At 39.8% G+C, this 21901-nt stretch carries 20 protein-coding genes and 1 rRNA gene; 15 read left to right on the top strand and 6 right to left on the bottom strand.

What is annotated here, in order from left to right; all coding sequences use genetic code 11:
- A 16S ribosomal RNA gene (locus tag LNTAR_RS20350) occupies positions 1-527 on the bottom strand; the annotation flags it as partial.
- 516 nt (positions 528-1043) lie between these two features.
- On the opposite strand from LNTAR_RS20350, the gene aroE reads away from it, so the two are divergent.
- From aroE to hisD, 10 genes are all read left to right on the top strand, one after another.
- Positions 1044-1892, top strand: coding sequence for a shikimate dehydrogenase (gene aroE, locus LNTAR_RS20340; RefSeq protein ID WP_007280648.1), 849 nt, complete (start codon positions 1044-1046; stop codon positions 1890-1892).
- A complete protein-coding gene (locus LNTAR_RS26175) occupies positions 1885-3039 on the top strand; it encodes a prepilin peptidase (RefSeq protein WP_007280647.1) in 1155 nt (384 codons plus the stop codon). Before aroE ends, LNTAR_RS26175 begins: the two co-directional genes overlap by 8 nt.
- Positions 3036-3671, top strand: a complete 636-nt coding sequence (locus LNTAR_RS20325; RefSeq protein WP_007280646.1) for an alpha/beta fold hydrolase — start codon at positions 3036-3038, stop codon at positions 3669-3671. The genes LNTAR_RS26175 and LNTAR_RS20325 overlap by 4 nt, the downstream gene beginning before the upstream one ends.
- Positions 3664-4398, top strand: coding sequence for a methyltransferase domain-containing protein (locus tag LNTAR_RS20320; protein ID WP_007280645.1), 735 nt, complete (start codon positions 3664-3666; stop codon positions 4396-4398). The genes LNTAR_RS20325 and LNTAR_RS20320 overlap by 8 nt, the downstream gene beginning before the upstream one ends.
- On the top strand, positions 4395-5726 hold the full coding sequence (locus tag LNTAR_RS20315; RefSeq protein ID WP_007280644.1) for a YihY/virulence factor BrkB family protein: 1332 nt from the start codon (positions 4395-4397) through the stop codon (positions 5724-5726). Before LNTAR_RS20320 ends, LNTAR_RS20315 begins: the two co-directional genes overlap by 4 nt.
- Complete coding sequence (locus LNTAR_RS20310) at positions 5719-6456, top strand: biotin--[acetyl-CoA-carboxylase] ligase (protein ID WP_007280643.1); 738 nt, start codon at positions 5719-5721, stop codon at positions 6454-6456. The genes LNTAR_RS20315 and LNTAR_RS20310 overlap by 8 nt, the downstream gene beginning before the upstream one ends.
- Positions 6457-6587: 131 nt before the next feature.
- Positions 6588-6995 (top strand): hypothetical protein, encoded by a 408-nt coding sequence (locus LNTAR_RS20305; protein WP_007280642.1) that lies wholly within the window; start codon positions 6588-6590, stop codon positions 6993-6995.
- A gap of 219 nt (positions 6996-7214) precedes the next feature.
- Positions 7215-8528 carry a DEAD/DEAH box helicase gene (locus LNTAR_RS20300; RefSeq protein WP_007280641.1) on the top strand — a complete coding sequence of 438 codons (1314 nt, stop codon included), beginning with the start codon at positions 7215-7217 and terminating at the stop codon, positions 8526-8528.
- A 121-nt stretch (positions 8529-8649) separates the two neighbouring features.
- The gene (locus LNTAR_RS20295) at positions 8650-9291 is read left to right on the top strand and encodes an IMP cyclohydrolase (protein WP_007280640.1); all 642 of its coding nucleotides are present in this window, start codon (positions 8650-8652) and stop codon (positions 9289-9291) included.
- Between the two features lie 2 nt (positions 9292-9293).
- Positions 9294-10580 carry a histidinol dehydrogenase gene (gene hisD, locus LNTAR_RS20290; RefSeq protein ID WP_007280639.1) on the top strand — a complete coding sequence of 429 codons (1287 nt, stop codon included), beginning with the start codon at positions 9294-9296 and terminating at the stop codon, positions 10578-10580.
- Positions 10581-10782: 202 nt separating this feature from the next.
- On the opposite strand, the gene LNTAR_RS20285 is transcribed toward hisD, so the two are convergent.
- The 3 genes from LNTAR_RS20285 to LNTAR_RS20275 all read right to left on the bottom strand — a co-directional run bounded on the left by LNTAR_RS20285 (position 10783) and on the right by LNTAR_RS20275 (position 14232).
- Entirely contained in the window at positions 10783-12999 is a 2217-nt protein-coding gene (locus LNTAR_RS20285; RefSeq protein ID WP_007280638.1) for a TonB-dependent receptor family protein, read from the bottom strand.
- A 260-nt stretch (positions 13000-13259) separates the two neighbouring features.
- Positions 13260-13730, bottom strand: coding sequence for a DUF6746 family protein (locus LNTAR_RS20280; protein ID WP_007280637.1), 471 nt, complete (start codon positions 13728-13730; stop codon positions 13260-13262).
- Positions 13731-13839: 109 nt separating this feature from the next.
- Positions 13840-14232 carry a porin gene (locus tag LNTAR_RS20275; RefSeq protein ID WP_337998512.1) on the bottom strand — a complete coding sequence of 131 codons (393 nt, stop codon included), beginning with the start codon at positions 14230-14232 and terminating at the stop codon, positions 13840-13842.
- Between the two features lie 126 nt (positions 14233-14358).
- On the opposite strand from LNTAR_RS20275, the gene LNTAR_RS20270 reads away from it, so the two are divergent.
- A complete protein-coding gene (locus LNTAR_RS20270; RefSeq protein WP_007276754.1) occupies positions 14359-15453 on the top strand; it encodes an IS110 family transposase in 1095 nt (364 codons plus the stop codon).
- 450 nt (positions 15454-15903) lie between these two features.
- On the opposite strand, the gene LNTAR_RS20265 is transcribed toward LNTAR_RS20270, so the two are convergent.
- The gene (locus LNTAR_RS20265) at positions 15904-16740 is read right to left on the bottom strand and encodes an Opr family porin (protein WP_007280635.1); all 837 of its coding nucleotides are present in this window, start codon (positions 16738-16740) and stop codon (positions 15904-15906) included.
- Between the two features lie 183 nt (positions 16741-16923).
- Between LNTAR_RS20265 and LNTAR_RS20260 the strand changes: the two genes are divergently transcribed.
- The 3 genes from LNTAR_RS20260 (at position 16924) to LNTAR_RS20250 (ending at position 19771) form a co-directional block, all read left to right on the top strand.
- On the top strand, positions 16924-17931 hold the full coding sequence (locus LNTAR_RS20260; protein ID WP_007280634.1) for an ArsJ-associated glyceraldehyde-3-phosphate dehydrogenase: 1008 nt from the start codon (positions 16924-16926) through the stop codon (positions 17929-17931).
- 9 nt (positions 17932-17940) lie between these two features.
- Positions 17941-19140: an organoarsenical effux MFS transporter ArsJ gene (gene arsJ, locus LNTAR_RS20255; protein ID WP_007280633.1), complete on the top strand. Its 1200-nt coding sequence runs from the start codon at positions 17941-17943 to the stop codon at positions 19138-19140.
- Positions 19141-19228: 88 nt separating this feature from the next.
- Positions 19229-19771, top strand: a complete 543-nt coding sequence (locus tag LNTAR_RS20250) for a MerC domain-containing protein (protein WP_007280632.1) — start codon at positions 19229-19231, stop codon at positions 19769-19771.
- Positions 19772-19834: 63 nt separating this feature from the next.
- Here LNTAR_RS20250 and LNTAR_RS26790 read toward each other — a convergent pair whose 3' ends face one another.
- Positions 19835-20506: an IS30 family transposase gene (locus tag LNTAR_RS26790; RefSeq protein ID WP_007280631.1), complete on the bottom strand. Its 672-nt coding sequence runs from the start codon at positions 20504-20506 to the stop codon at positions 19835-19837.
- 249 nt (positions 20507-20755) lie between these two features.
- Between LNTAR_RS26790 and LNTAR_RS20240 the strand changes: the two genes are divergently transcribed.
- A complete protein-coding gene (locus LNTAR_RS20240) occupies positions 20756-21901 on the top strand; it encodes a leucine-rich repeat domain-containing protein (protein ID WP_007280630.1) in 1146 nt (381 codons plus the stop codon).

Raw genomic sequence — 21901 nt, 5'->3', positions numbered from 1 at the left:
CGAATAATGCTCGCCACCTACGTATTACCGCGGCTGCTGGCACGTAGTTAGCCGTGGCTTCCTCTGGGGGTACCATCATCGTTTTTCCCCCCTGACAGATCTTTACAACCCGAAGGCCGTCTTCGATCACGCGGCATTGCTCCGTCACGCTTTCGCGCATTGCGGAAGATTCTCGACTGCAGCCTCCCGCAGGAGTCTGGGCAGTGTCTCAGTCCCAGTGTGGGTGATCGTCCTCTCAGACCACCTAGCCGTCATAGCCTTGGTAAGCCGTTACCTTACCAACTAGCATAATGGCACGCGAACTCATCCCTAAGCGTAACCTTTAAATATCAAAACATGCGTCTTGATAGTCACATCCGGTATTAGCAGTCGTTTCCAACTGTTGTTCCAAACTTAGGGGCAGATTATTCACGCGTTACTCACCCTTTCGCCACTTTCCATTCACCGAAGTGAATTTCTCGTTCAACTTGCATGCCTAATCCATGCCGCCAGCATTCATTCTGAGCCAGGATCAAACTCTCCAATCAATTGATTGTGTTTGTATCCGACTTAATTACTTATATTTTTATATTGAGTTTTCTCTCGAAAAAATTAACTCTTAAATCATCTAAATGATTTAGGAGCCCGTTACTATCATATAATTCAACTATCAAACATCTTCTTTTTCTTACTCGATTAGCGCGCTTTCGGCTTCGTTTTGTTCTCGCCGTTTCTGACGAGGCCCTTAGGTTATCGCCAGTTCTTTTTTCCGCAACCCGCTTTTTAATCTTTTCTTGACTTTTTCTTAAAAAACTTAACATCACAATTGTCCCCATTTAGACATAAACCTTTTAAATCAATCACTTAGAGCTTTTTGATGCTAAGTGATCTTTTTCTAAGAAAAGTCATTTTAGCCCAAACTAAGCTCACAACTCCACACAAATAGAGTTCCGCCCCACTTAAATAAAGTGATTTTCTCCTTTATATATGAGACTAAAATGATTGAATTAGAATCTAACTTAGTTAATCTAAGAATAATATTATTACACAGGACACATAACACGATGCAAAAATACGGACTAATCGGCTGGCCGGTTAATCACTCACTCTCACCGAGTATTCATAATCCGGCCTTTAAAGAAACAAAGTTAGATGCTCATTACAATCTAGTTGAATGCCCACCTGAAAAGATTTCCTCTATCATTGAAGATTTGAAAGCTCAGTCCTATAAAGGCTGGAATTGCACTGTTCCTTTAAAAGCAGATATAATCCCTTTATTAGATTGGGTGGACGAGGAAGCTATGGCTTGTCAGAGTGTCAATACAGTAGTTGTCCACGAAAACGGTGAACTTCACGGCTATAGTACAGATGGCTACGGAATCGAGACAGCTATCCAAGAAGAGTTTGGTGTCGACCTTAAAGGCAAAAGAGTTTTATTTATCGGTGCAGGAGGAGCGGCTCGAGCAGCTGCTGCGAGAATCGCAAAATCTGGTGCAGCGGCCATTACAGTTATCAATAGAAGTGAAGCTAATGCGCAACTTTTACTAGATACGGCATCGGTCATGAACCCCAAATGTGAGACCAAATTTATCGCTTCTGCAGACCTTTCTTCCTATCATTATATATGCAAAGAACATGACATCATGATTCAATGCACAAGCCTTGGCCTAAAAGATGGTGATCCCTCCCCCTTCCCCAGCAACTTGCTTGTCCCCTCTATATTAGTTATGGATATGATTTATAAAGAGACACCCTTTCAAGTTGCAGCTAAAAAAGCCGGGTGTAAAACAGCTGGTGGCTTAGGTATGCTTTTACACCAAGGAGTGAAATCTTGGGAAATGTGGACTCAGCAAGAAGCCCCCGTTGAACTCATGCGCGAAAGCCTAACTTCGGCAGCCTATCCACATGATTGAGCAACAACTCACCAACCTCTTCTACGATCACTTCTTTTTTGTAGGAGCATTTTTCACCTTTGTTGTAGGTTGCTGTGTCGGCAGCTTCCTTAATGTTGTTATATGGCGGCTACCGTTGGGTATGAGTTTGAGTGTTCCTGGCTCACACTGCCCCATGTGTAAAACAGAAATTAAACTCTACGACAATGTCCCTATCCTAGGTTGGCTCGTACTTAAAGGTAAATGTCGAGCTTGTAAGGTTTCAATTTCACCTCGCTACCTCGTCATCGAAGCCGTCACTGGTTTGATGTGGCTCGCCGTCATGTATGCAGGTCGCCACTACGACCTTCCTCTGAGCCAAACCTTACTCGCTCTCATTGCGACTTCCATATTAGTAGCAGCTAGTTTGACTGACATTGAAACACGCACCATCCCCATTCAACTCGTTTATTTTGGTTTAGCAACGGCTTTCATCCTGGCCTTAGCCTTTCCTGAAAGCCAACTTTTGGGTCACGATCATAAATTATTTGAAACTCAACCTGTTTATTCCGCCCTAAATGGCTTCAATCCTAGGTTGCGCTCTTTATTTCACTGCCTATTCAATGTCAGCATTGCCTATAGCTTTATGTTTCTCTGTGCAAAACTGGGGCGTAAAGTTTTTGGCTCTCATACCATTGAATGTGACCCACCCGTACAAGTCCGCCTTCGAAAAGATAATTGCCAAGCTGAAGATGATGAAGCTCTGGCTTGGACAGAGATCCTTAGTGAGAAAGATGAAAAAATTCGCTTTTTCACCTGCGAAAATCAAGTTGTCGAAGTCAATAGAAAAGGCTTTGCCACAAAAGATGGCTTAGATTACAAAATTGATGAAGAACAAAAAATCTTTATTAATAAACTGACTTTCCCAAGTGCTGTCATTGGAGGCGGTGATTTAAGCCTCATTACTTTATGTGCCGCCTTCGTGGGAATCCAAGGTGCTTTAGTTTCCTTAGGGTTTGCGAGTTTATTTGGCATGATCTACCTCATGATCAGTAAAAAGGAAGCTAAGATGACTCAACGTGCCATCCCCTTTGCTCCCTTCATCGCCATTTTCGTTTGGTCATGGTTCTTGCTTTGGCCCTTTTATATCGAACAAATTAGAATTCTTGTAAAAGCCCTGCGAACATGAAACTCATCGCTATTCCCGGCTGGGCTTGTGACAAGCAATACTTTAATTTTTTAGAAAATGTCAAATGTTTTGATTGGGGATTTTATTCCTCTGACAACACTGATCCAAAAGTTTTTTTAGCAGGTGAAATGAATGAAGACTTCATTTTCCTAGCTTACTCAATGGGTAGTCTTTACCTCGATGAAGTTTTGTCGTCAAAGTTCTGCAAAGGGGCCATCGTCTTAAGCGGCTTCACTTCTTTTTGTGGTCAAGATAACAAAGATAGTAAACTCGTCGAGAAAGTCTCACAAATGGGCTCAGCCTTAATTGCGAACCCCGCAAAACTTATCGAAAGCTTTCAAACTTTAGCTGGGAGCTCTTTTCGTAAGAATGAGTACTATAATAAAGAGATCTTATTAAAAGGACTCGATATCCTAAAAACGAAAAGAACTCAAGTGGATTCTTGTAAAAAACCCATGCTTTTACTTAGAGGACAAAAAGACCGCATTCTTTACCCAAAAGTTGCTTTGCAGCTCTCTAGACGCTTCCCAAATGCTGAACAACATTGCTTCATTGGAGAAAAGCATGATTTAAGTCAATCAACAGAAGCTCAAGAGACGATTAAAAAATTTCTAGAGGTGAATAATGTCTAGAGGTCACTTTAACAATCACGCTGCAGATTATGATCAGTACGCACACATACAAAGACGTATCGCCAACACTCTCATCCAAGAAATCCCCAAAGAAACAGCACCTAAACGCATTTTGGAAATCGGGGCCGGCACAGCTTATATAAGCCAGCAACTCATGGGAATCTTTCCCTATAGCGAATTCTACATATGTGACCCTGCTCTTCAAATGATTGAAGTAGCAAAAGAAAAACTTGGAAATAAAGCTCAATATCAAATCTGTGAACTCCCTAATGATGATCAAGGTTTTGATTTAATTATTACTAGCATGGCTATTCAATGGGTTCCTGACTGGAATCTTTGGATGCAAAAAGTGGCGGAACTCGCAAATCCAAATGCGACCCTACTCATTGCGACCCCCACAATGGGAACACTAAGTTTTTTACCTAAAGCCTTCGAGGCAGCCGAAATGGATTATAAAGGCTTAAATTATCGCGATGCAAAATCATTAAGAACTTCTGCTGAGCACTATTTTAATAAAGTTAACAAGTTCACGCTCCCTTTTTCTGAAAGTTTTGAATCATCTATCGACTTTTTCAAGAAGATTCACCGCATTGGTGCCAACGTCGAAGAAGAACAATTAAATCCTGGACAACTGAGGAAACTTATCAAAGAGTGCGAAAAACTTAAAAGAGACAATATATTAGAAGCTCGATATGAGGTAACTTTTCTACAAGCGCATAAGTCATGATAAAAACATTAAAAAACATCCACGACAAAATCTTTTCAGGCATCTGGGAAGCTGACGTTGAAGATCTAAAATACCCACAAAAAGTTAAGATCATTGCTTTGAGGAGCCTCAAAGTCCTCATTAATGACTTTAACAAAAACAACCTTCCTCTACAAGCTTCTGCATTGACCAACATTACCGTATTATCAATGCTCCCAACTTTAGCTTTTGTTTTTGCCTTCTCCAAAGCCATGGGCTTGGCTGATATGATTAAGGATCAACAAGAATTTTTCTTTGGTGAGCTTCCCGAACAAATTCGAGATATCCTGCTTCAAGTTTTCACACTTATTGACCAAGCCAACTTAAAGGCTGTAGGGCTTGTGGGTATCGCCATCTCAATGTTCACTGCCATTAGTATGATGAGTAAAATTGAACACTCATTTAATATGATTTGGGGAATTAAAAAGAATCGTGATTTAATGACCAAGGTTAAAGAGTACCTCTTTATCTTTGTCACGCTCCCCCCCATTCTCATCGCAACCGCTTCGGCTAATGCCTTCCTCTCTAGTAATAAGGTTCAAGAGTACCTCACGACTAATCTCTTTTTAGGCGAGGGCATTTTTGAATTTTATAGCCTTTTGGTAAAAATCATCAGTCCGCTCATTATTGCTTTTGGTTTCACATTTCTCTATCGCTTCCTACCCAATACCAAAGTTAATTTTCGACCTGCCTTCATTGCTAGCTTTTTAGTCACCATTGGTTGGTCACTCACGCAATATATCTATGTAAACCTACAAATCGGGGTTTCTTCCTATCCTCTCTATGGGACTTTTGCTGTTATCCCATTTTTCTTGGTGTGGTTATTTATTGCTTGGTTAATCATCCTTCTTGGAGCACAACTTTGTTTCGCCTTACAAAATCATGCCACCTATGAAGAGGAAGATGAATCCTCTCTATTAAAAGGCGAAGATCTTTTTAACGCTGCAATTGTTATCTCTATTTCTATATCTAGGAAATTCTTAACTGGTGATGCTTGGGAGGCTCATATCCGCCTACAAGAATTGCGCGTCCCTGTTTTGCTTGGTCACAAAATCCTTACTCAATTGACTGATGCCGGAATTATTACACCTGTGGGACCACGAAACGAAATTTATAAGGCAAGCCGTGACCTTCACAACATTACTCTCCTCGACATTCATAATGCCGTAATGGGAAGTGGAGAGAAGAATTTTAGCTTAAATAGCGATTCTGAATTAGGCATTAAAGAAAAAAACATCAATTTTGAAACCTACCAGAGTAAACTAAGCGAAACCAATATATACAGCCTGCTAAAACCAAACAATGATTAACTATCACCCCGTTTATTTTGAATCCATTGATTCAACCAACGAAGAAGCCAAACGCAACATCAGTAAATATCCTCATGGGGCGGTGCTTTACACAAATACCCAGACTGCTGGCAAAGGACGTTTAGGAAGAACTTGGACTTCACCCCCGGACAAAAATATTTACATGAGTTTAGTCATCAAAAATGACAAACTTCATCCAGATAGTGTTAATACCTATGTTCAAATTGCATCATTAGCCATCTATGAATGCTTAAAAAAACACGCGATTCATCATCTTCGAATCAAGTGGCCCAACGACTTATTAGTGGGGGAGGCAAAAATAGCTGGGATCTTATGTGAAGGAATTTTCGAACAAAATAAAATGACATCGCTCATCATTGGCTCCGGTATTAATGTCAATATGACTTTTGGTGATCTGAAAAACTTAGGTCGGCCTGCTACTTCTTTGCTTCTAGAAACTTCTACTCCATGGAATCGCGATAGCTTAAAGGATGAAATCCTCGATCAATTCCAAAAGCTCTATCAAATCTATCAAGACAATCCTGAAAAAATCAGCGAAGCTTGGATGCTAGCCGCTCAACTTGAAGGTAAAACTGTACTTTTCACAAATGACAAACAAGACTCCTATCTTGGTGAAGTCCATGGTTTTAAGCCAGATGGTTCCATCATGATTCGGACAAATGGAACTATTTTAATCTTTCATACAGGTGAACTCACAATAAAAAATTAAACTTTTCGTTAAAGGTATGTAAGAACATCTAAGTTGATTACGTAAACTCATGTAACATTAAAATATATATTTGCTATTTTACGAACCAAGATTATACTTAACGAAAATTTAACATTATCTGGAGCTCATTTATGTCTAAGAGAAAAACAATTGCCAACCTGCCTGTTCTTCCTGAAAAGAAAGATCAAAGACGCCTCACATTACTTGGAATACTTCTCGTTTTAGTTGTTCAATTTTCACTCATTTCCTGGAATACCCAGAAACTTGAAGAACAATCCGTTAAGTACTCAAATGAAAATATTATTGGTGAATGGGTCAATGATGGCAAGGTTTTTAAATCATTTTCATTTCATGCAGATGGAACTTGCGAAACGGCTAATTTTGACCTTCCCTTTGAAAAAGTTAATGATAATGAATACCTGCTCTACTCTTTCGATATGAGACCTATTTATAGTGTGAAATACATCGATTGGAAAAATATTGAGGTGCAATCAAAAATCACCGAGAAGAACATTTCTACTTATACCAGAAAACTCTAAGTAAAGGTCTCACCCTCTTTCTGACTTAAGGCGTAGAATCATCTACGCCTTTTTTATGTGCTGATAATTCGTCATATCTGAAAGTATTATTTGATAATCGCACTAGACTTAAGAAAAATGGATATACTACGATTCTGTATCCCAAATTTCCCTTAAATAATTCTTCCGCATGAAGGAATCGACCAAGCATGCTTTTTTCGGAAACAACTTAGGATCACTATGTCTTTCGAAAATCTTGGTTTAAGAACCGAAATCCTCACTGGAATTAAATTCCAAGGCTACACTCAGCCGACCCCTATACAAGAACAAGCTATCCCCATCATCCTTAAAGGCGGAGATATCTTAGCCGGTGCACAAACCGGTACAGGTAAAACAGCAGCTTTCACCCTACCTATCCTCCACCTTTTAAGCACAGCAGATAATCGTGGCGGCCACCGTCCTCGCGCTTTAGTCCTCACTCCTACACGTGAGCTAGCGGCGCAAGTTGGCGAAAGTGTAGAGCTCTATGGTAAAGGTCTCGATATTAGATCGACCGTTATCTTTGGCGGTGTTGGCATCAATCCTCAAAAGCAGAAATTGCGCAAAGGTGTTGATATCGTTGTGGGAACGCCAGGACGCCTCCTCGACCTCGCAGGACAAAAAGCCTTAGACTTATCTCGAATTGAATACCTTATCTTAGATGAAGCCGACCGCATGCTCGACATGGGCTTTATCCACGATATCAAAAAAATCATTAAGCTCGTCCCAGAGAAACGACAAACCCTTTTCTTTTCAGCGACTTATTCAAAAGATATTAAAGCACTTTCTGAAAGTATTTTGAGAAACCCCAGCTTAGTGGAAGTTGCCAGACAAAATACATCAGCTGAAACCGTCGATCAAAGTGTTTATCACGTTGGTAAAAACAAAAAGAGAAACTTACTCTCCTCACTCATTCGCGATGGCGAATGGAACCAAGTCCTCGTTTTCACCCGCACAAAACATGGCGCCAACAAATTGACAAATATGCTTATTGCCGATGGCATTACTGCCGCTGCAATCCATGGTAACAAAAGTCAAAATGCTCGTACTCGTGCTCTTGCTGATTTTAAAGCGATCAAAGTTCGTGTTCTCGTGGCTACCGATATTGCTGCCCGTGGCATTGACATCGATCGTTTACCTCATGTAGTTAACTACGAACTTCCCGAAATTGCAGAAGATTACGTTCACCGTATTGGCCGTACAGGTCGTGCCGGCTGCTCGGGCGAAGCTATCTCTTTAGTGGCTAAAGAAGAAGCCAGCCTTCTCTTTGCCATCGAAAAACTCATTAACAAGAAAGTTAATGTAAAAGAAATCCCGGGTATTACAGAAAAAGCACCTAGCCAAAGTCAGGCTAGAGAAGCTGAAAAAGAACTTAAGAAGCGCCGTAATGACAATCGTCAAAACCGTTCTCAACAGCGTAAACCTGGTTCTGGTGGTCCTAAGAAAAAAGATTTTAGCAAAGACAAAAAACATAAGCCTAGACGTCGTCCTAGAAAGCAAAACCCCGATAAATAATCCCGCTTTCTCGCAAGGATTTCAACTGTCATAATTTATCATAAATAAGCTTTGAAAAAAGGCGTCTTTGCAGTTTATTAGTCGCCTTGAAACTTATCATTATAAACCACAAGGATTTCTCATGTACGTAGGTCGTATTGTTTCCGTTGCAAAAACTAAAGATGGCAAGCTTTGTGCCATGTATCGCGTTTCTTCTAACTCATTCCCAAATCGTCACGCTGTCGAAGTGGAGCGCGGTATTGCTATTGTTCCTAAGCCCGGCCACGAAGACGACATCATGAAGAATCCTTACATTGCCTACAACTGCTTGCGCATCAGCCAAGATGGTCAATATGCCATTGCAACAAATGGTTCACACACTGACCCAATCACTGAAAAAATCGATGCGGGAATGAATATGCGCGACGCTCTCGTGAGCGGTCTTTTCGGTATGGATTATGAGCACGATCACCTCGGCACTCCGCGTATCGCTTCAGTTATCAACATCAAAACTGGTGAAGCTGCACTCGGTACTGTTCGCGAAGACGCTCTTCACGTAACTCGTATCAAACTCGAACCTGGCCAAGCTTTCTACGTTGCTACATACAATCACAACACTCCGAGCGTTCATCTCAAAGACGCAGACTTCCACGTTGAATCAGCTGACGAAGCCTGTGACTACATCTTAGGCAAAGGTGTTTTTGCCGACCTAGAGAAGCCAATTTCCGCTGTATGTGCAATTGCTGATGGCGATAAATTCCAGGTTGCTTTCAAGGATAAATAAGCATGATACGCTTGGAATTTACCGGTCGTTGTACGGCTGACTTTGACCCACTCTTTGAGCGCAACGCTTTTCCAGAAGACATTGCCGCTAGCGTTAATGAGATCCTTTGCGATATTCGCAAACGCGGTGATCATGCTATCTGTGATTACGCTAAGAAATTTGATGGTGTAGAACTTACTGCGGGTCAATTCCAAGTGAGCCAAGAAGAACTTGATGCGGCCGACGCAAAAGTTGATCAAGACGTTAAAGACGCCATAGATCTTGCTGCGGCTAATATCATTGATTTTTCGAGTCAAAAGCTTCCCGAAGCTTGGGGCTACTCTCCTCGTGAAGGGGTTCAACTTGGTGAAAAGTACGCCCCACTCTCTCGTATTGCCTGTTATGTTCCCGGCGGTACGGCTCCACTCGTTTCGACCGTGCTTCATACTGCGGCAATCGCAAAAGCGGCTGGCGTACCAGAGATCGTTATCACAACACCTCCACAAAAAGATGGCTCAGTTAACCCCGCTATTCTCTACGCAGCCAAAAAAGCAGGTGCTACTGAAGTCTTAAAACTCGGTGGTGTTTATGCTATTGGTGCCCTCGCCTATGGAACGGAGAGTATTAAACGTGCTCGCAAAATTTGCGGACCTGGCAATGCTTATGTAACAGCAGCCAAACGTCAAGTTTATGGCTACTGTTCACTCGACTTAGTCGCAGGTCCTTCAGAAGTCATGGTCATTGCCGACAAGACGGCTCCAGCAAAATTTATTGCTGCTGACCTTCTTTCTCAAGCTGAACATGGTTCAGGTTACGAGCAAGCAGTGATGGTCACTGATTGTGCAGAACTTATCGACGAAGTCGAAAAAGAACTCCTCGAACAAAAAGAACTCCTTGGTCGAGTAGAATGCGTCGACAAAGTTTTAGATAATGGAATTTTCTTCATTAAAGTCAATGATATGGAAGCTGCTGCAGAAGTCGCTGATCTCTATGCTCCCGAACATTTAGAAATCATTACCGAAAATGCCGATGAAGTCGCTGCACAAATCTCTAATGCTGGTGCCATTTTCCTCGGACCTTGGACTCCAGAGCCCGTAGGTGATTTTGTTGCAGGCCCAAGCCACGTACTTCCTACTGGCGGTGCTGGCCACCACTTCTCTGGTTTAACTGTGGATCAATTCTTCCGCAGAACGAGCCTCATTAAGTATAGCAAAGAAGCTCTACAAAAAGAAGTCGGTGCAGTAGCGGCCATGGCAAAGGCTGAAGGCCTTGACGCCCACGGACGCAGTGGAACCATCCGCTTCGAATAAGTTCAAGTTAAATAAGATCTTAAAAGAGCCTCGAATTCACTTCGAGGCTCTTTTTGTTTACAACTGCTTGCTATTAATCTGTATAATCTTAGTACACTTCAAAGAATTTATTAAAAAATATTTTCACATACACATTTTACATAGTCAAAAAAAAAACGAAGATCAATGATCTTCGCCCTTTTGGGAATCTTGCTAGTTCAGCTTAGAATTTGTATTCGAAACCTGCGTAGAAGAGACGTGGTGCGCCCGCACGGATGTCCGTTGGGTGGTGAGCTGCTTCATATTCTTCGTCAAAAATATTGTAGACGTTGAAGAGAACGCGAGCATTTTTATCAATACTATAATAAGCTGACCAGTCAACAATAATATGTGCATCAGTTTTTGTGTTATTTTCTGCTGTAGTGAACATCTCATCTACATAAGTAGCATTCACATCAGTTCCCCATTTTCCAAAATGAGCACCCGTACCTATACTGTACTGAAACTCAGGAATATAAGGAGTCTCTGAACCATCTTTGGCGCCAAAGTAAAACGATCCATCATTAGCAGGATCAGACGTATCTATATCATCTGCAATATCTGTAATTTCAGATTGCGTCCAAGTAAAGGCAAATGTCCAAGGGTTTGAAAAACCCCAGTTATTAATCTTACCTGCATCTGCATAAGTGTATAGCTCAAGACCATAAGATTCCGCATCTCCTAAAGTACGACTAAACTCAGTTCCCGACGCTTGAGATTCTGGATCATAAAGATCAGAAATATCATTATAAAAAACAACGGCTTCTGCACCATAGTGGCCACTTTCATTATTATAACGAAGACCTAGTTCATAACTGAGGGATGTTTCGTATTTACCACCTTCAACAGCATCTGGGGGTGCTAATACTGAGAAACCTTTATGCACACCACCAAAGAGTTGGTATTCATTTGTAAAGTCATAAGCAAAGCCAATACCTGGTGCCCAAATATCTACATCTGATGTTTCACCTTTTGAGTTGTAATCATAACTAATGTGCTCAAAGCGAACACCTGGAGTTACTGTCAATTTATCAGTTAGAGACATTTCATCATGCAGAAAGAATGCTATTGACTCTGTATTGTAATCTTTATTACCTGCAGAGCCTTTCACGTCTTCTCTATAACCTGTTACATCATAATTCCCTCCAACATCATAATAGTCATACCAAGAATAATCGTCGTATTTATCACGGTGAATACGAGTACCAACTTTTAAATTATGATCAATTGATCCTGTTTCAAAAGCCCAATCAACTTCTGATTGTAAGCCGACTTGATAGTAATCACGGTTATTATTTTTCAAACGAATTGTCCCTGGTGCTGTACCTCGCAACACATCAGTACCTGGATCACCCTTAATTTTATGCCAATTACGTTTAAAGCGATTATAATAAAGAGTGTTTGTTAAACTAATATCATTAGTTAATTCGATATAGTGTTTTAAGTAGGTACGGACAGCTTCTGTATCCATGTGATCCCACTGGGTACCCCAGTAGCGATCATGAGGATTACTATTAAAATCTTCTTTTTTCAAACCATTGTATGAAAGGTTAGCTTCCATATCAGTATAACCGACTTTCATTTCTAAATACTGGTATTTAGAAGTTTTAGGTTCGAAACGCAATTTGAGCATCGGCTCAATTTGATGATTGATACCCGTATTGCGATCACTGTGCTGAATATCATTAAAGCCGTCATTTTCACGGTAGTAACCTTCAAATAAAAGACTTAATTTACCTGCGTCTAGATCATAGACATCGCCATAATACATGTGGGTTTTGATGTCGTTGTTAGAACCAAAAAGTTGCTTCCAATAAAAAGTTTCACCATCAGTTGGAACTGGAGTTGACACATAGTTAACAACACCACCAGTAGTATGAGGGCCGTGCTGAACAGAAGCAGCACCCTTAATCACTTCAACTGCACTCATACGACCTGTATTTGGTGAGTAATAAGCATCGGGAGCTGAGTAAGGAGCTGGAGCCGCTAAAATACCGTCTTCCATTAAAGTGAGTTTAGCAGAACGATGAGAGTTGATACCACGCATAGAAATATTTGGAAAAAGGCCGTAGCCGTCTTCTTCCCGCACGTTCACACCAGGTACTTGATAAAGTACACGGTTAATATCGGAGTAAGAATGCTTACGAATATCTTCCGTATCAATTCTTTTAGAACTACCTGTAAGAAGGTGACCACCCTCAGGAATAATCTGACCAGTAACGATCACACGTTCTTTTTCAACTGCAGTATTTTCTTCAGTAGTTTCAGTAGCTTTTGTTTCTGGAGCTTTCTTATCGGTATTAGCTTCTGGGGCAGCTTGAGTAGCTTTGGCCTCTTCTGCCATCACACTAGCACTTAAAGCACATGAGAGTGCGAAGTACTTGACGAATTTTTGGAGCATTGCGTTTGTCCTATTTGTTATTACTTTTTGTTATTGAGATTTAATCACAACTTTAGCATCTTGTAATTGATATTCAATCGCAATTAAACTTTATTTTAACATATTTGGTCTTTATTTTATCGAAGTCTTAACAATAGGAATCAATGGAAATAAAAAACACCAAGCCCTAAAGCTTAGTGTTTTAAGAAAATATATCCGTATTAATAGAAAAAAAAGCTCTTCAGACGAAGAGCTTTTTTGATTCTATAAGAGACTTATAATTATTTAAGCTTCATAGCTATTTGAACCGCAAGAGCTAAAAATTCTGTTAATTTTTTCTGTGTAGCATCTTTATTATTGCTTTCAGAAGCGAGGTGGACTTCCTCTAAGACAATCACAGCCTTTTTAGCAAGCTCTTTTTGCTCGCCAGTAAAGTTCTCACCAAAATAGGCAAGCGCTTTTTCAGTAGAGTACGTAATCAAATGGATTTCGTTAAGTTCTGCGGCATCAAATTTTGTTTTGGCCTTCAACTTTACCACTGTTTCGTTAAAAACCTTAACTGCATTATCCAATGAAGTTAAATCAGCTACTTTTAGATGCTGAGTTGGCTTTTTTACCTCTGCCATAGTTGTTGAGCTTTTAGCCGGAGATTCTACTGTTTCAGTAGCAGGAGCTTCAGGAGTTTGACTTGCTTCTTGTTTACAAGACATGACTACACTAAGAATAAGTGCGGAGGCGAATAATTTTTTCATTGACTTTCCCTGTTTTTAGTTTTAACGAGTGATAAATAATGAACTAAAAACAATTAAGATCAAGTGTAATTGACATTACATCTCATTAAGAAACGAACAAACTTCTTTTTTAAAATTCGTATGTGGCGTGAATCCACAGTTTATCAAAGCCCTCGTCAGCATCATCAGTCGTTGTCAAATTTATGTATGCGGCTTCAAGAAGTAGTGACTCACATACCTGGTAAGCAACAACAAAATTAAACTCGTTGAATTTTGCATCGCCATTACCTTCATCTGTATCACTTTCACCATAGACAGACGATAAAGTTAAATCATCATTTACAGCATACTCAGCCTGAACATACCAGGTTTCACTATTAGGGCGATCTGTGTGAGTATCTTCTTCAAAGGGGTCCCAAGGATTGTTGAGCATATTGCCCGCACCAGCACCATCAGCCGCTTCGATATAACCCCCACCAAAACTCAAATCTTCGTATGTTAGAACATTATTGACGTGAAAAATAGAGCCATCTCCATCTGATAGTACGCTTAGCCAATAGTACTCACGGTCAAACGTGATCTACAAAATTTGGCAAAGAAATGGCAATAACCTAAATTGTAATTCCACAAAACAAAAAAGGATATTGCCATGAAAATGTATACTACAAAAACAAAATTTCACTGCGGAATTGATCTTCACAAATCGATGTCTTATATCTGCGTGATGGACAAAGAAGGAAAAATATACGTGCACACAGAGATCAAAAATAATGACTTTCAGTACATGAAGAAAATCCTCTCTCCTTATTGGGATGACCTTACTATTGCCTGCGAAACTACTTACAACTGGTACAAATTATCTGATTTTTGTGAAACAGAGCCCGTTCAATTTGCCCTAGGCCATGCCCTTTATATGGGAGCAATTCATGGAGGTAAAGCAAAGAACGATAAAATAGACAGTAAAAAAATAACAGATTTGTTACGAACTAATCTCCTGCCCAAAGCGTATGCTTGTCCACGTCGGTTTCGTTCTCACCGAGATCTACTACGCCGTCGAATCAAGCTCGTGAGTATTCGCTCAGGTATATCAATTTATCTTAATCTCTTCGAAGACCAAAATAATTTAAAACATAGTTCTGCTGAGCTTCGACGAAATGCAAAGTCATCACTTCAGTTCATGGATCTTCAGACATTCCTACCAGAAGATCATGCTATGGCTCGAAACTATCAACTCAACGCCGATTTACTAAAGATGTTTACTGATCAGTTAAAACAAATAGATAAGGACCTTGTGAAATTCACCCTTGACTCTCAGTTCAAAGAAGATTTTGAAATAGTGAAATCAATGAAAGGTATCGGAGATATTTTAGGTATGACTCTGGTTTATGAAACTCATGATATTCAAAGATTTAAAACTCCAGGTGATTATGCAAGTTACTGTCGCGTTGTTAAATGCAAAAAAGAAAGTGCGGGAAAAAGTTATGGTTATAGTGGGACAAAAATGGGCAACCCTAACTTAAAGTGGGCCTTTGGTGAAATCGCAATGTTAGCAAAATCAGATCCAGTAATGAAATTCTTTGCCGATGAACTCGATCAACGTCACGGTAAACGCAAAGGACGATCCATCTTTATACATAAAATATGCCGAGCTATTTATTTTATGCTTTTACGAAAGAAACCTTTTGATCCTATCGATTTTTTCGGCAGAGAAAAATATGAGCGACTCACAAAAAAAGTTCATTAAATAAATTTAGTACCTCAGTCATGAACCTATTGATTACCCTTGTTCCGTCGAAACAACTTAACTGATTAGGATATGGCTGAGTGTACACTTTACACTCACAGCAATTTACTGATGATGACCCACTCCTCCCCGAGCCCCTAAAACCCTGGACAGTCCAATAGAGAAGGACTGAGCCCTAACACCCAACTGAATGGGACGGCGAGGATATGACCGTTAGGAGTTTCTAAGGCGTTGAGCGCAGCTAAAAGAAAAAGTTGGACTGATCAACACGGTTCCTTTAAAACCGTTGACCTTATATGGATGGCTGGAGGGCTTCACTTTTGTGAAGACTCGTACCCACAAAGTTGAAATCAAGATGGGCACAAAGTAAAGAGCTAATTCTAAGCTTCGTTTTAAGCAAAAATAACAAAAAACGGATACAATAGATTATTGTCTACTTGACAAATATGGCTAAATGGATGGGTAATCAGCAAAACTAGATTTCTCATCAGTTTCAAAATATTGAACTAAGAAGGCATTACTCCATTTATCGCAGAACGCGTATTCATGAAAAACTTCACCACCATAAATATCGTAAGCATCTGGAGCCTGGTAATAAAGCCCTGTAATGGCTAAACCTTCGATACCATTATAAGTGATTTCTGTACCAAATACTCCATCGTCATCATTGAGTTCGTCATAATCAAACATTTCATCCGGATCAAACACAGCACCTTTGTGAACCCATGCCGCTCTAATTAGAAAATCTTCTATTGCCTCTGATTCAACAAAAACACCTTCAAAATAGTCACCGAGCATCAACCAATCCACACCTTGACGTCCAAGAGTGAACTCTGTTTCTTTATAATTATACTTTAAAAATGCTTCAGCTAAAAGCGCTGCATTATTATCGTAATATTCATTATAGTTATCATTATGATCATGGAGCTCGCCATGAGCAAGAGCTGTTAAGCCCAACCGAAAACCTTGCCACTCTCTTGTTTCTAAATGCAAGGCACCGTAAATTGCTGCTAACTCATCACGATCAATATTGTCATCATTAGCATCCATAGTTTGACCGTAAAGGCCAATCGTACCTGATAAGCTGATATATTCTTCTACACCAATAAAACTAGCTAGTTTACTGTCATGTTCATGTTCTTGGCTACCCGACTTTAAATCGGCATCTGCTTTCAACTGATCTCCTAGCTTATGGTCATTGTGTTCATGAGCACTTGAATCGTGTGCACTAAGACTTAAAGATAATAAGGTAGCCAAAAATAAGCCTACTTTTGTTTTGCTTTTCATGTTCAAATTGTGTCTTTAATTATTAAATACGCCTTAAATTAAACACACTTATATTATCTTTCCAATTTGAACTGATAACTCAATTAATGTTTTTTAGCTTTAAATTTAACTATAATTTAACTAGAACTGGTGCTAATAGATATCATACCCTAATTAGAGTGCAGAAACTAAAAGGAATAAGATATGTCTACAAATATTGCCATTAATGGTTTTGGCCGCATGGGCCGTCTCGCTTTCCGTGAAGCTTATGATCGCGGAGAACTCAATATCGTTCACATTAATGAACTCCACGGTGATGCGGAATGCGCAGCTCACCTACTCGAATTCGATTCAGTTCACGGTCGTTGGGATCGTAATATTAGTTTTACAGAAAAAGCTATTGTTATTGATGGCAAAGAAATTACATTTTCTAATGCAGCCTCACCTTCTGAGTGTCAATGGGCAGGGAAAAATATTGATATCGTTCTAGAATGTACAGGAGTTCACAAGTCTGTAGCTAGCCTCCAACCCTATTTTGAAAATGGAGCTCAAAAAGTTGTCGTATCTGCTCCCGTCAAAGAAGAAGGCGCCCTCAACATTGTCTATGGTATAAATGATGAACTCTACGACGGTAGTCAAAATATCATCACCTCTGCCTCGTGCACGACAAATTGCTTAGCTCCCGTAGTGAAAGTAATCAATGAAAAGCTCGGTATCAAGCATGGTTGCATGACAACTATCCACGATATCACCAATACACAAACTATTATTGACGCTCCTCACAAAGACTTGCGACGTGCGCGTGCCTGTGGCGAATCCTTGATTCCAACGACTACTGGATCAGCTACGGCTATCACAGTTATTTATCCAGAACTCAAAGGTAAACTCAATGGCTTAGCGGTACGAGTTCCTTTGCTCAACGGTTCTTTAACGGATTGTGTTTTTGAACTAGAGCGTCCAACGACCAAAGAAGAAGTGAACCAGTTCTTTAAAGAGGCTTCAGAAAGCTATTTGAAAGGCATCTTGGGTTATGAAGAGAAACCACTCGTCTCGGTTGATTACAAAGATGAAAAGCGTTCTTCAGTTATTGATGCACCATCTACCATGGTCATTAATGGAACACAAGTCAAAATTCTCGCTTGGTATGATAACGAAATTGGTTATATCAACCGCATGGTTGACCTCTTGGATAAAGTGGAAAAGTCGCTTTAAAATAAACTCATGAAAAATCTCAAAGACTACGGTATTGTCACAGCCGCTTACTGGAGCTTCATGCTTACAGATGGTGCTTTGCGCATGCTCTGTCTTTTGTATTTTCATAGCAAGGGTTTCACTGCAGTTGAACTGGCATTTATGTTCTTGCTATATGAACTCTGCGGAGTTCTCACCAACCTCTTTGGAGGCTGGTATGCGCAACGCAAAGGTCTACGGCAGAGTTTAATTAGTGGATTAGCTCTGCAGGTTTTTGCGCTTTCCGCACTTTCGCAATTAAGTGATAGCTGGAAACCCGCACTATCCTTAGCTTTTGTCATGGGAGCTCAAGCCTTTGCGGGAATCGCAAAAGACCTCACAAAAATGAGTTCCAAAACAGCGGTAAAATTCCTCGTTTCCGATAGTTCATCAAAGCTCTTTAAATGGACGGCTATTTTGACCGGTTCGAAAAATGCCGTGAAAGGTTTTGGATTTTTCTTTGGAGCCTTCCTCTTACAGAATTGGGGTTTTAGTACTTCGCTCATTATCATGGCTTTAGGCATTGCCCTGATACTCGCTACTGTACTTCTCAAACTTAAAGGTGATTTAGGCCAAGTAAAAAGTAAAGACCGCCTCAAAGACTTCTTTAATCAAGGGCGTGAGATCAACCTTTTAGCTGCTGCTCGAGTCTTTCTTTTTGGTGCTAGAGATATTTGGTTTGTTGTGGCCGTTCCCGTCTTTTTTCACGAATATCTTCATTGGTCCTTCACACAAGTGGGAACTTTTCACGCTGTGTGGGTTATTGCTTATGGTGCCGTACAATCCTCTGCTCCCAAATTACTGAAATCTGCCGACGGCTCAAAAGAGGATAAGAACAAGGCCTTTAAACTCTCGCTCACGCTCTGCATTTCTATGAGCTTAATCATAGCGGGGTCCGCAATATTTGACTATAATTCCTACATCCTCGTAGGTGGACTCATGCTTTTTGGCTTTTTCTTTGCTCTCAACTCTTCCTTTCATTCTTACCTTATTCTTTCATTCTCAAAATCTGATAAAGCCGCAATGAGTGTGGGTTTCTATTATATGGCCAATGCCATAGGTCGTCTCTTTGGCACCCTGCTCTCAGGTATACTCTATCAAGTCGGCGGGCTAATGGCTTGTCTCATTGGTTCTTTAAGCTTCCTGGTAATCACAAGTTTCATCAGCAAAAAACTCAATTCACAAAAATAGTCTTTTACTTTCTTATACACTTTTCTTGCACATAAAACTTATCGGTCTATTGTTGATAATGAATTATCAATATCTTTAGGGTTTAATTATGTTAAAAAAAATAGATGCTGACCTCATTGGCAGTCTCGCTTCAGTTGTATGCCTCATTCATTGCCTTTTTATGCCTTGGGTGATTATGTTTTCCGGTGCTTGGTTGAGCCAGTACTTCACTCACCCACTTTTCCACCACTTAATGCTCGTCGTCGCTTTATTAATTGGCATACCTGTATTTTTACGTTCTTACATAAAGTACAACTCCAAACTCGTTCTCTTCTGTGGACTCATTGGCCTTAGTTTAACGAGTTATGGCACCTTTAAAGAAGAACCCTGCTGCCCACCTCCAACAAATGAAGTCGCCAATGTTATTGAAGAAGATTCTAGTCCTTGCGAAACGTCTTGTAAAGATCAAAGCTGTGCTGAGACCGCTTTACTTAACAGTATAGATACATCGGAAACTAGTGACACCGCTTTCGTAAACAAATCAGAAATCAAATTTTCAGCAGTCCCCATTGGAGTAGCCTTTATTTTGCTAGCCCACATTTTAAATTTCAAACACCGTAAAAAGTGTCAACGCCATTGTTGTCCAGGATAGATATATCCCACCTGTAACTTGCCTTCTTTAATCTTCAAAGAAGATAAATTATAAGACTTGAATTCAACTCATAAGTGCAACACCCTTTGTTTTTGTTAAATCAATTCCAGTTAATTTCTGAAATACTTCATAAGGTGTTTTAAATTTTAAGCATTTTCTAGGCCTATTATTAAGCTTGTCGACAGCAATTTCAACTTCTGAAACATTAACTTTATCAAGAGTCATGTACTTGGGAAAGTATTGACGTAGTAAGCCATTTGCATTTTCGTTCTGTCCTCGCTCCCATGAATGATATGGTTTTGCAAAATAGCTTTTACATTCCAACTTTTCAGAAATACTCTCATGTTTAGCAAACTCCTTCCCGTTATCAAAGGTGAGAGTGTGAACTTGTTCTTTTTGGTAAACTGTTTCATGATGAAGTGATATTGACATATCATCTTTTAATCGCCCAACGATTTGTTCTGGACTCCAATCCTTCGTAAGATGTTCATCGATATAAATTTTAACCTCAACTGTTAATTTGATGGATTTTGGCTTTTCTTTTAGTCGCTTTTGAGCTAATTCATTAGCCTGCCTGTTACGATAACCACGTTTACCTGTGTTACGTTTAAGTTCCCGTGAGAGAGTACTCACGTGACGACATAGCTTTTTTGCTATTTTATTGATGGATGTACCTGCCTTTTGTTCCAACTCAAGGTAATGTCTTTCTTCAAGACTCAGATGTTTATAGGACATATTTCTTGTCTCCTCTGTTTTTGGTTTGGTCACTAATACAGAGTACATTTGAGTCTTGTTTCACTCAATAGCTTCTGTACTAGCAACTAACAGAGGTGTTGCACTTACTACCCGAATTCAGCAGATATGAATTTTTCAAGATTAAATTTTTATAAAAAACCTCTATTAAATCAACTTTTTACAGTCAATTTTATAACAATTAACTTTGATTGACTTATAGTAGAAAAAACAAATTTAATGAGGGTCATCATGTTTAAAACACTTTTCACTTCATGCTTAATAAGTCTTAGCTGCTTACAGGCAGCTGATAGCCAAATATCTAAGTACTCTGCCACAATTAATGAGTACAGCTCTAACACTCGCTCTGATGTCAAAAAAATTGAACCAAGCTCAGATTACTCAATAAGCATCGGTAAGGTAATTGATCAAAAAACTTTTGCAAAGATCTGCTCCGACCTCAAATGGATCACTCAGCTTAACACCTCATACGGCAACAAAAATCTCGAGTCTTTTGCACCCCTCGCAAAACTCACCAAGCTACGTTACTTCGAAGCCATCAACTGGACCAAATCAGCAGAAACTCCCATAGATTTGGAACCCTTCGAGTCTTTAACAGATTTAGAAGAACTCAACTTTTATGCAACTCGCATAACAAATACGGCTGCTTTAAGTAAGCTAACAAAACTCAAGAAACTCAGCCTCTACATGAGTGCTGTTGATGACATTTCTTTTTTAAGTAACTTACTCGAAGTCGAAGAACTCGATCTCTACGGCTTTGCGCATACCTTCAAAGATTATGCCCCCCTTGAAAAACTTGTGAAGCTCAAGAAATTAAACACCTATATGAATACCCAAGCCACCAATGAAAACATGACCGTCTTTTCCAATCTAACTCAACTTGAAGAGTTTAGCTCAAGTAATAACGATCATATCACTCATATCGACTTTCTGAGCAAGGCCTCTGAACTTGTGGAACTTAATCTCAAATGGTGCCGTAAACTTAATAATATTAACGCTTTAAAGAACTGCTCTAAACTCAAAGAAGTTGACCTCACGGACGCTCCCATCAATAGCATTGCCGTTCTTGAAAACAAAATCCACTTAAAAGAGATCGATCTTGAAGGTACTAAAGTCACTGATCTCAGCCCCCTAAAATCCTGTAAACAGCTTCAAATTTTAAATATTGCTGAGACCGCAATCACAGACATTTCAGCATTAGAAAATTGCCCTAATCTAAAAAGCTTGAACTTAAATAAAACAAAAATCAAAGATTTAAGCCATCTTCACAAAAGTAAGTATTTACGTCGACTTAGCTACAGTCTCAATATACCTAATGAAGAGATCGAGATCCTCAAAAAACTTCTACCTGAATGTAAATTTCGTATCAATAACTAG

Origin of the sequence: Lentisphaera araneosa HTCC2155 (genome assembly GCF_000170755.1) — a bacterium.
GTDB classification, from domain to species: domain Bacteria; phylum Verrucomicrobiota; class Lentisphaeria; order Lentisphaerales; family Lentisphaeraceae; genus Lentisphaera; species Lentisphaera araneosa.
This window is presented reverse-complemented; position numbering and strand designations above follow the sequence as displayed.

Bases quoted from the DNA above. Each gene is read 5' to 3' on its own strand.
- aroE (WP_007280648.1), top strand. From the start codon at position 1,044: ATGCAAAAATACGGACTAATCGGCTGGCCGGTTAATCACTCACTCTCA.
- LNTAR_RS26175 (WP_007280647.1), top strand. From the start codon at position 1,885: ATGATTGAGCAACAACTCACCAACCTCTTCTACGATCACTTCTTTTTT.
- LNTAR_RS20325 (WP_007280646.1), top strand. From the start codon at position 3,036: ATGAAACTCATCGCTATTCCCGGCTGGGCTTGTGACAAGCAATACTTT.
- LNTAR_RS20320 (WP_007280645.1), top strand. From the start codon at position 3,664: ATGTCTAGAGGTCACTTTAACAATCACGCTGCAGATTATGATCAGTAC.
- LNTAR_RS20315 (WP_007280644.1), top strand. From the start codon at position 4,395: ATGATAAAAACATTAAAAAACATCCACGACAAAATCTTTTCAGGCATC.
- LNTAR_RS20310 (WP_007280643.1), top strand. From the start codon at position 5,719: ATGATTAACTATCACCCCGTTTATTTTGAATCCATTGATTCAACCAAC.
- LNTAR_RS20305 (WP_007280642.1), top strand. From the start codon at position 6,588: ATGTCTAAGAGAAAAACAATTGCCAACCTGCCTGTTCTTCCTGAAAAG.
- LNTAR_RS20300 (WP_007280641.1), top strand. From the start codon at position 7,215: ATGTCTTTCGAAAATCTTGGTTTAAGAACCGAAATCCTCACTGGAATT.
- LNTAR_RS20295 (WP_007280640.1), top strand. From the start codon at position 8,650: ATGTACGTAGGTCGTATTGTTTCCGTTGCAAAAACTAAAGATGGCAAG.
- hisD (WP_007280639.1), top strand. From the start codon at position 9,294: ATGATACGCTTGGAATTTACCGGTCGTTGTACGGCTGACTTTGACCCA.
- LNTAR_RS20285 (WP_007280638.1), bottom strand. From the start codon at position 12,999: ATGCTCCAAAAATTCGTCAAGTACTTCGCACTCTCATGTGCTTTAAGT.
- LNTAR_RS20280 (WP_007280637.1), bottom strand. From the start codon at position 13,730: ATGAAAAAATTATTCGCCTCCGCACTTATTCTTAGTGTAGTCATGTCT.
- LNTAR_RS20270 (WP_007276754.1), top strand. From the start codon at position 14,359: ATGAAAATGTATACTACAAAAACAAAATTTCACTGCGGAATTGATCTT.
- LNTAR_RS20265 (WP_007280635.1), bottom strand. From the start codon at position 16,740: ATGAAAAGCAAAACAAAAGTAGGCTTATTTTTGGCTACCTTATTATCT.
- LNTAR_RS20260 (WP_007280634.1), top strand. From the start codon at position 16,924: ATGTCTACAAATATTGCCATTAATGGTTTTGGCCGCATGGGCCGTCTC.
- arsJ (WP_007280633.1), top strand. From the start codon at position 17,941: ATGAAAAATCTCAAAGACTACGGTATTGTCACAGCCGCTTACTGGAGC.
- LNTAR_RS20250 (WP_007280632.1), top strand. From the start codon at position 19,229: ATGTTAAAAAAAATAGATGCTGACCTCATTGGCAGTCTCGCTTCAGTT.
- LNTAR_RS26790 (WP_007280631.1), bottom strand. From the start codon at position 20,506: ATGTCCTATAAACATCTGAGTCTTGAAGAAAGACATTACCTTGAGTTG.
- LNTAR_RS20240 (WP_007280630.1), top strand. From the start codon at position 20,756: ATGTTTAAAACACTTTTCACTTCATGCTTAATAAGTCTTAGCTGCTTA.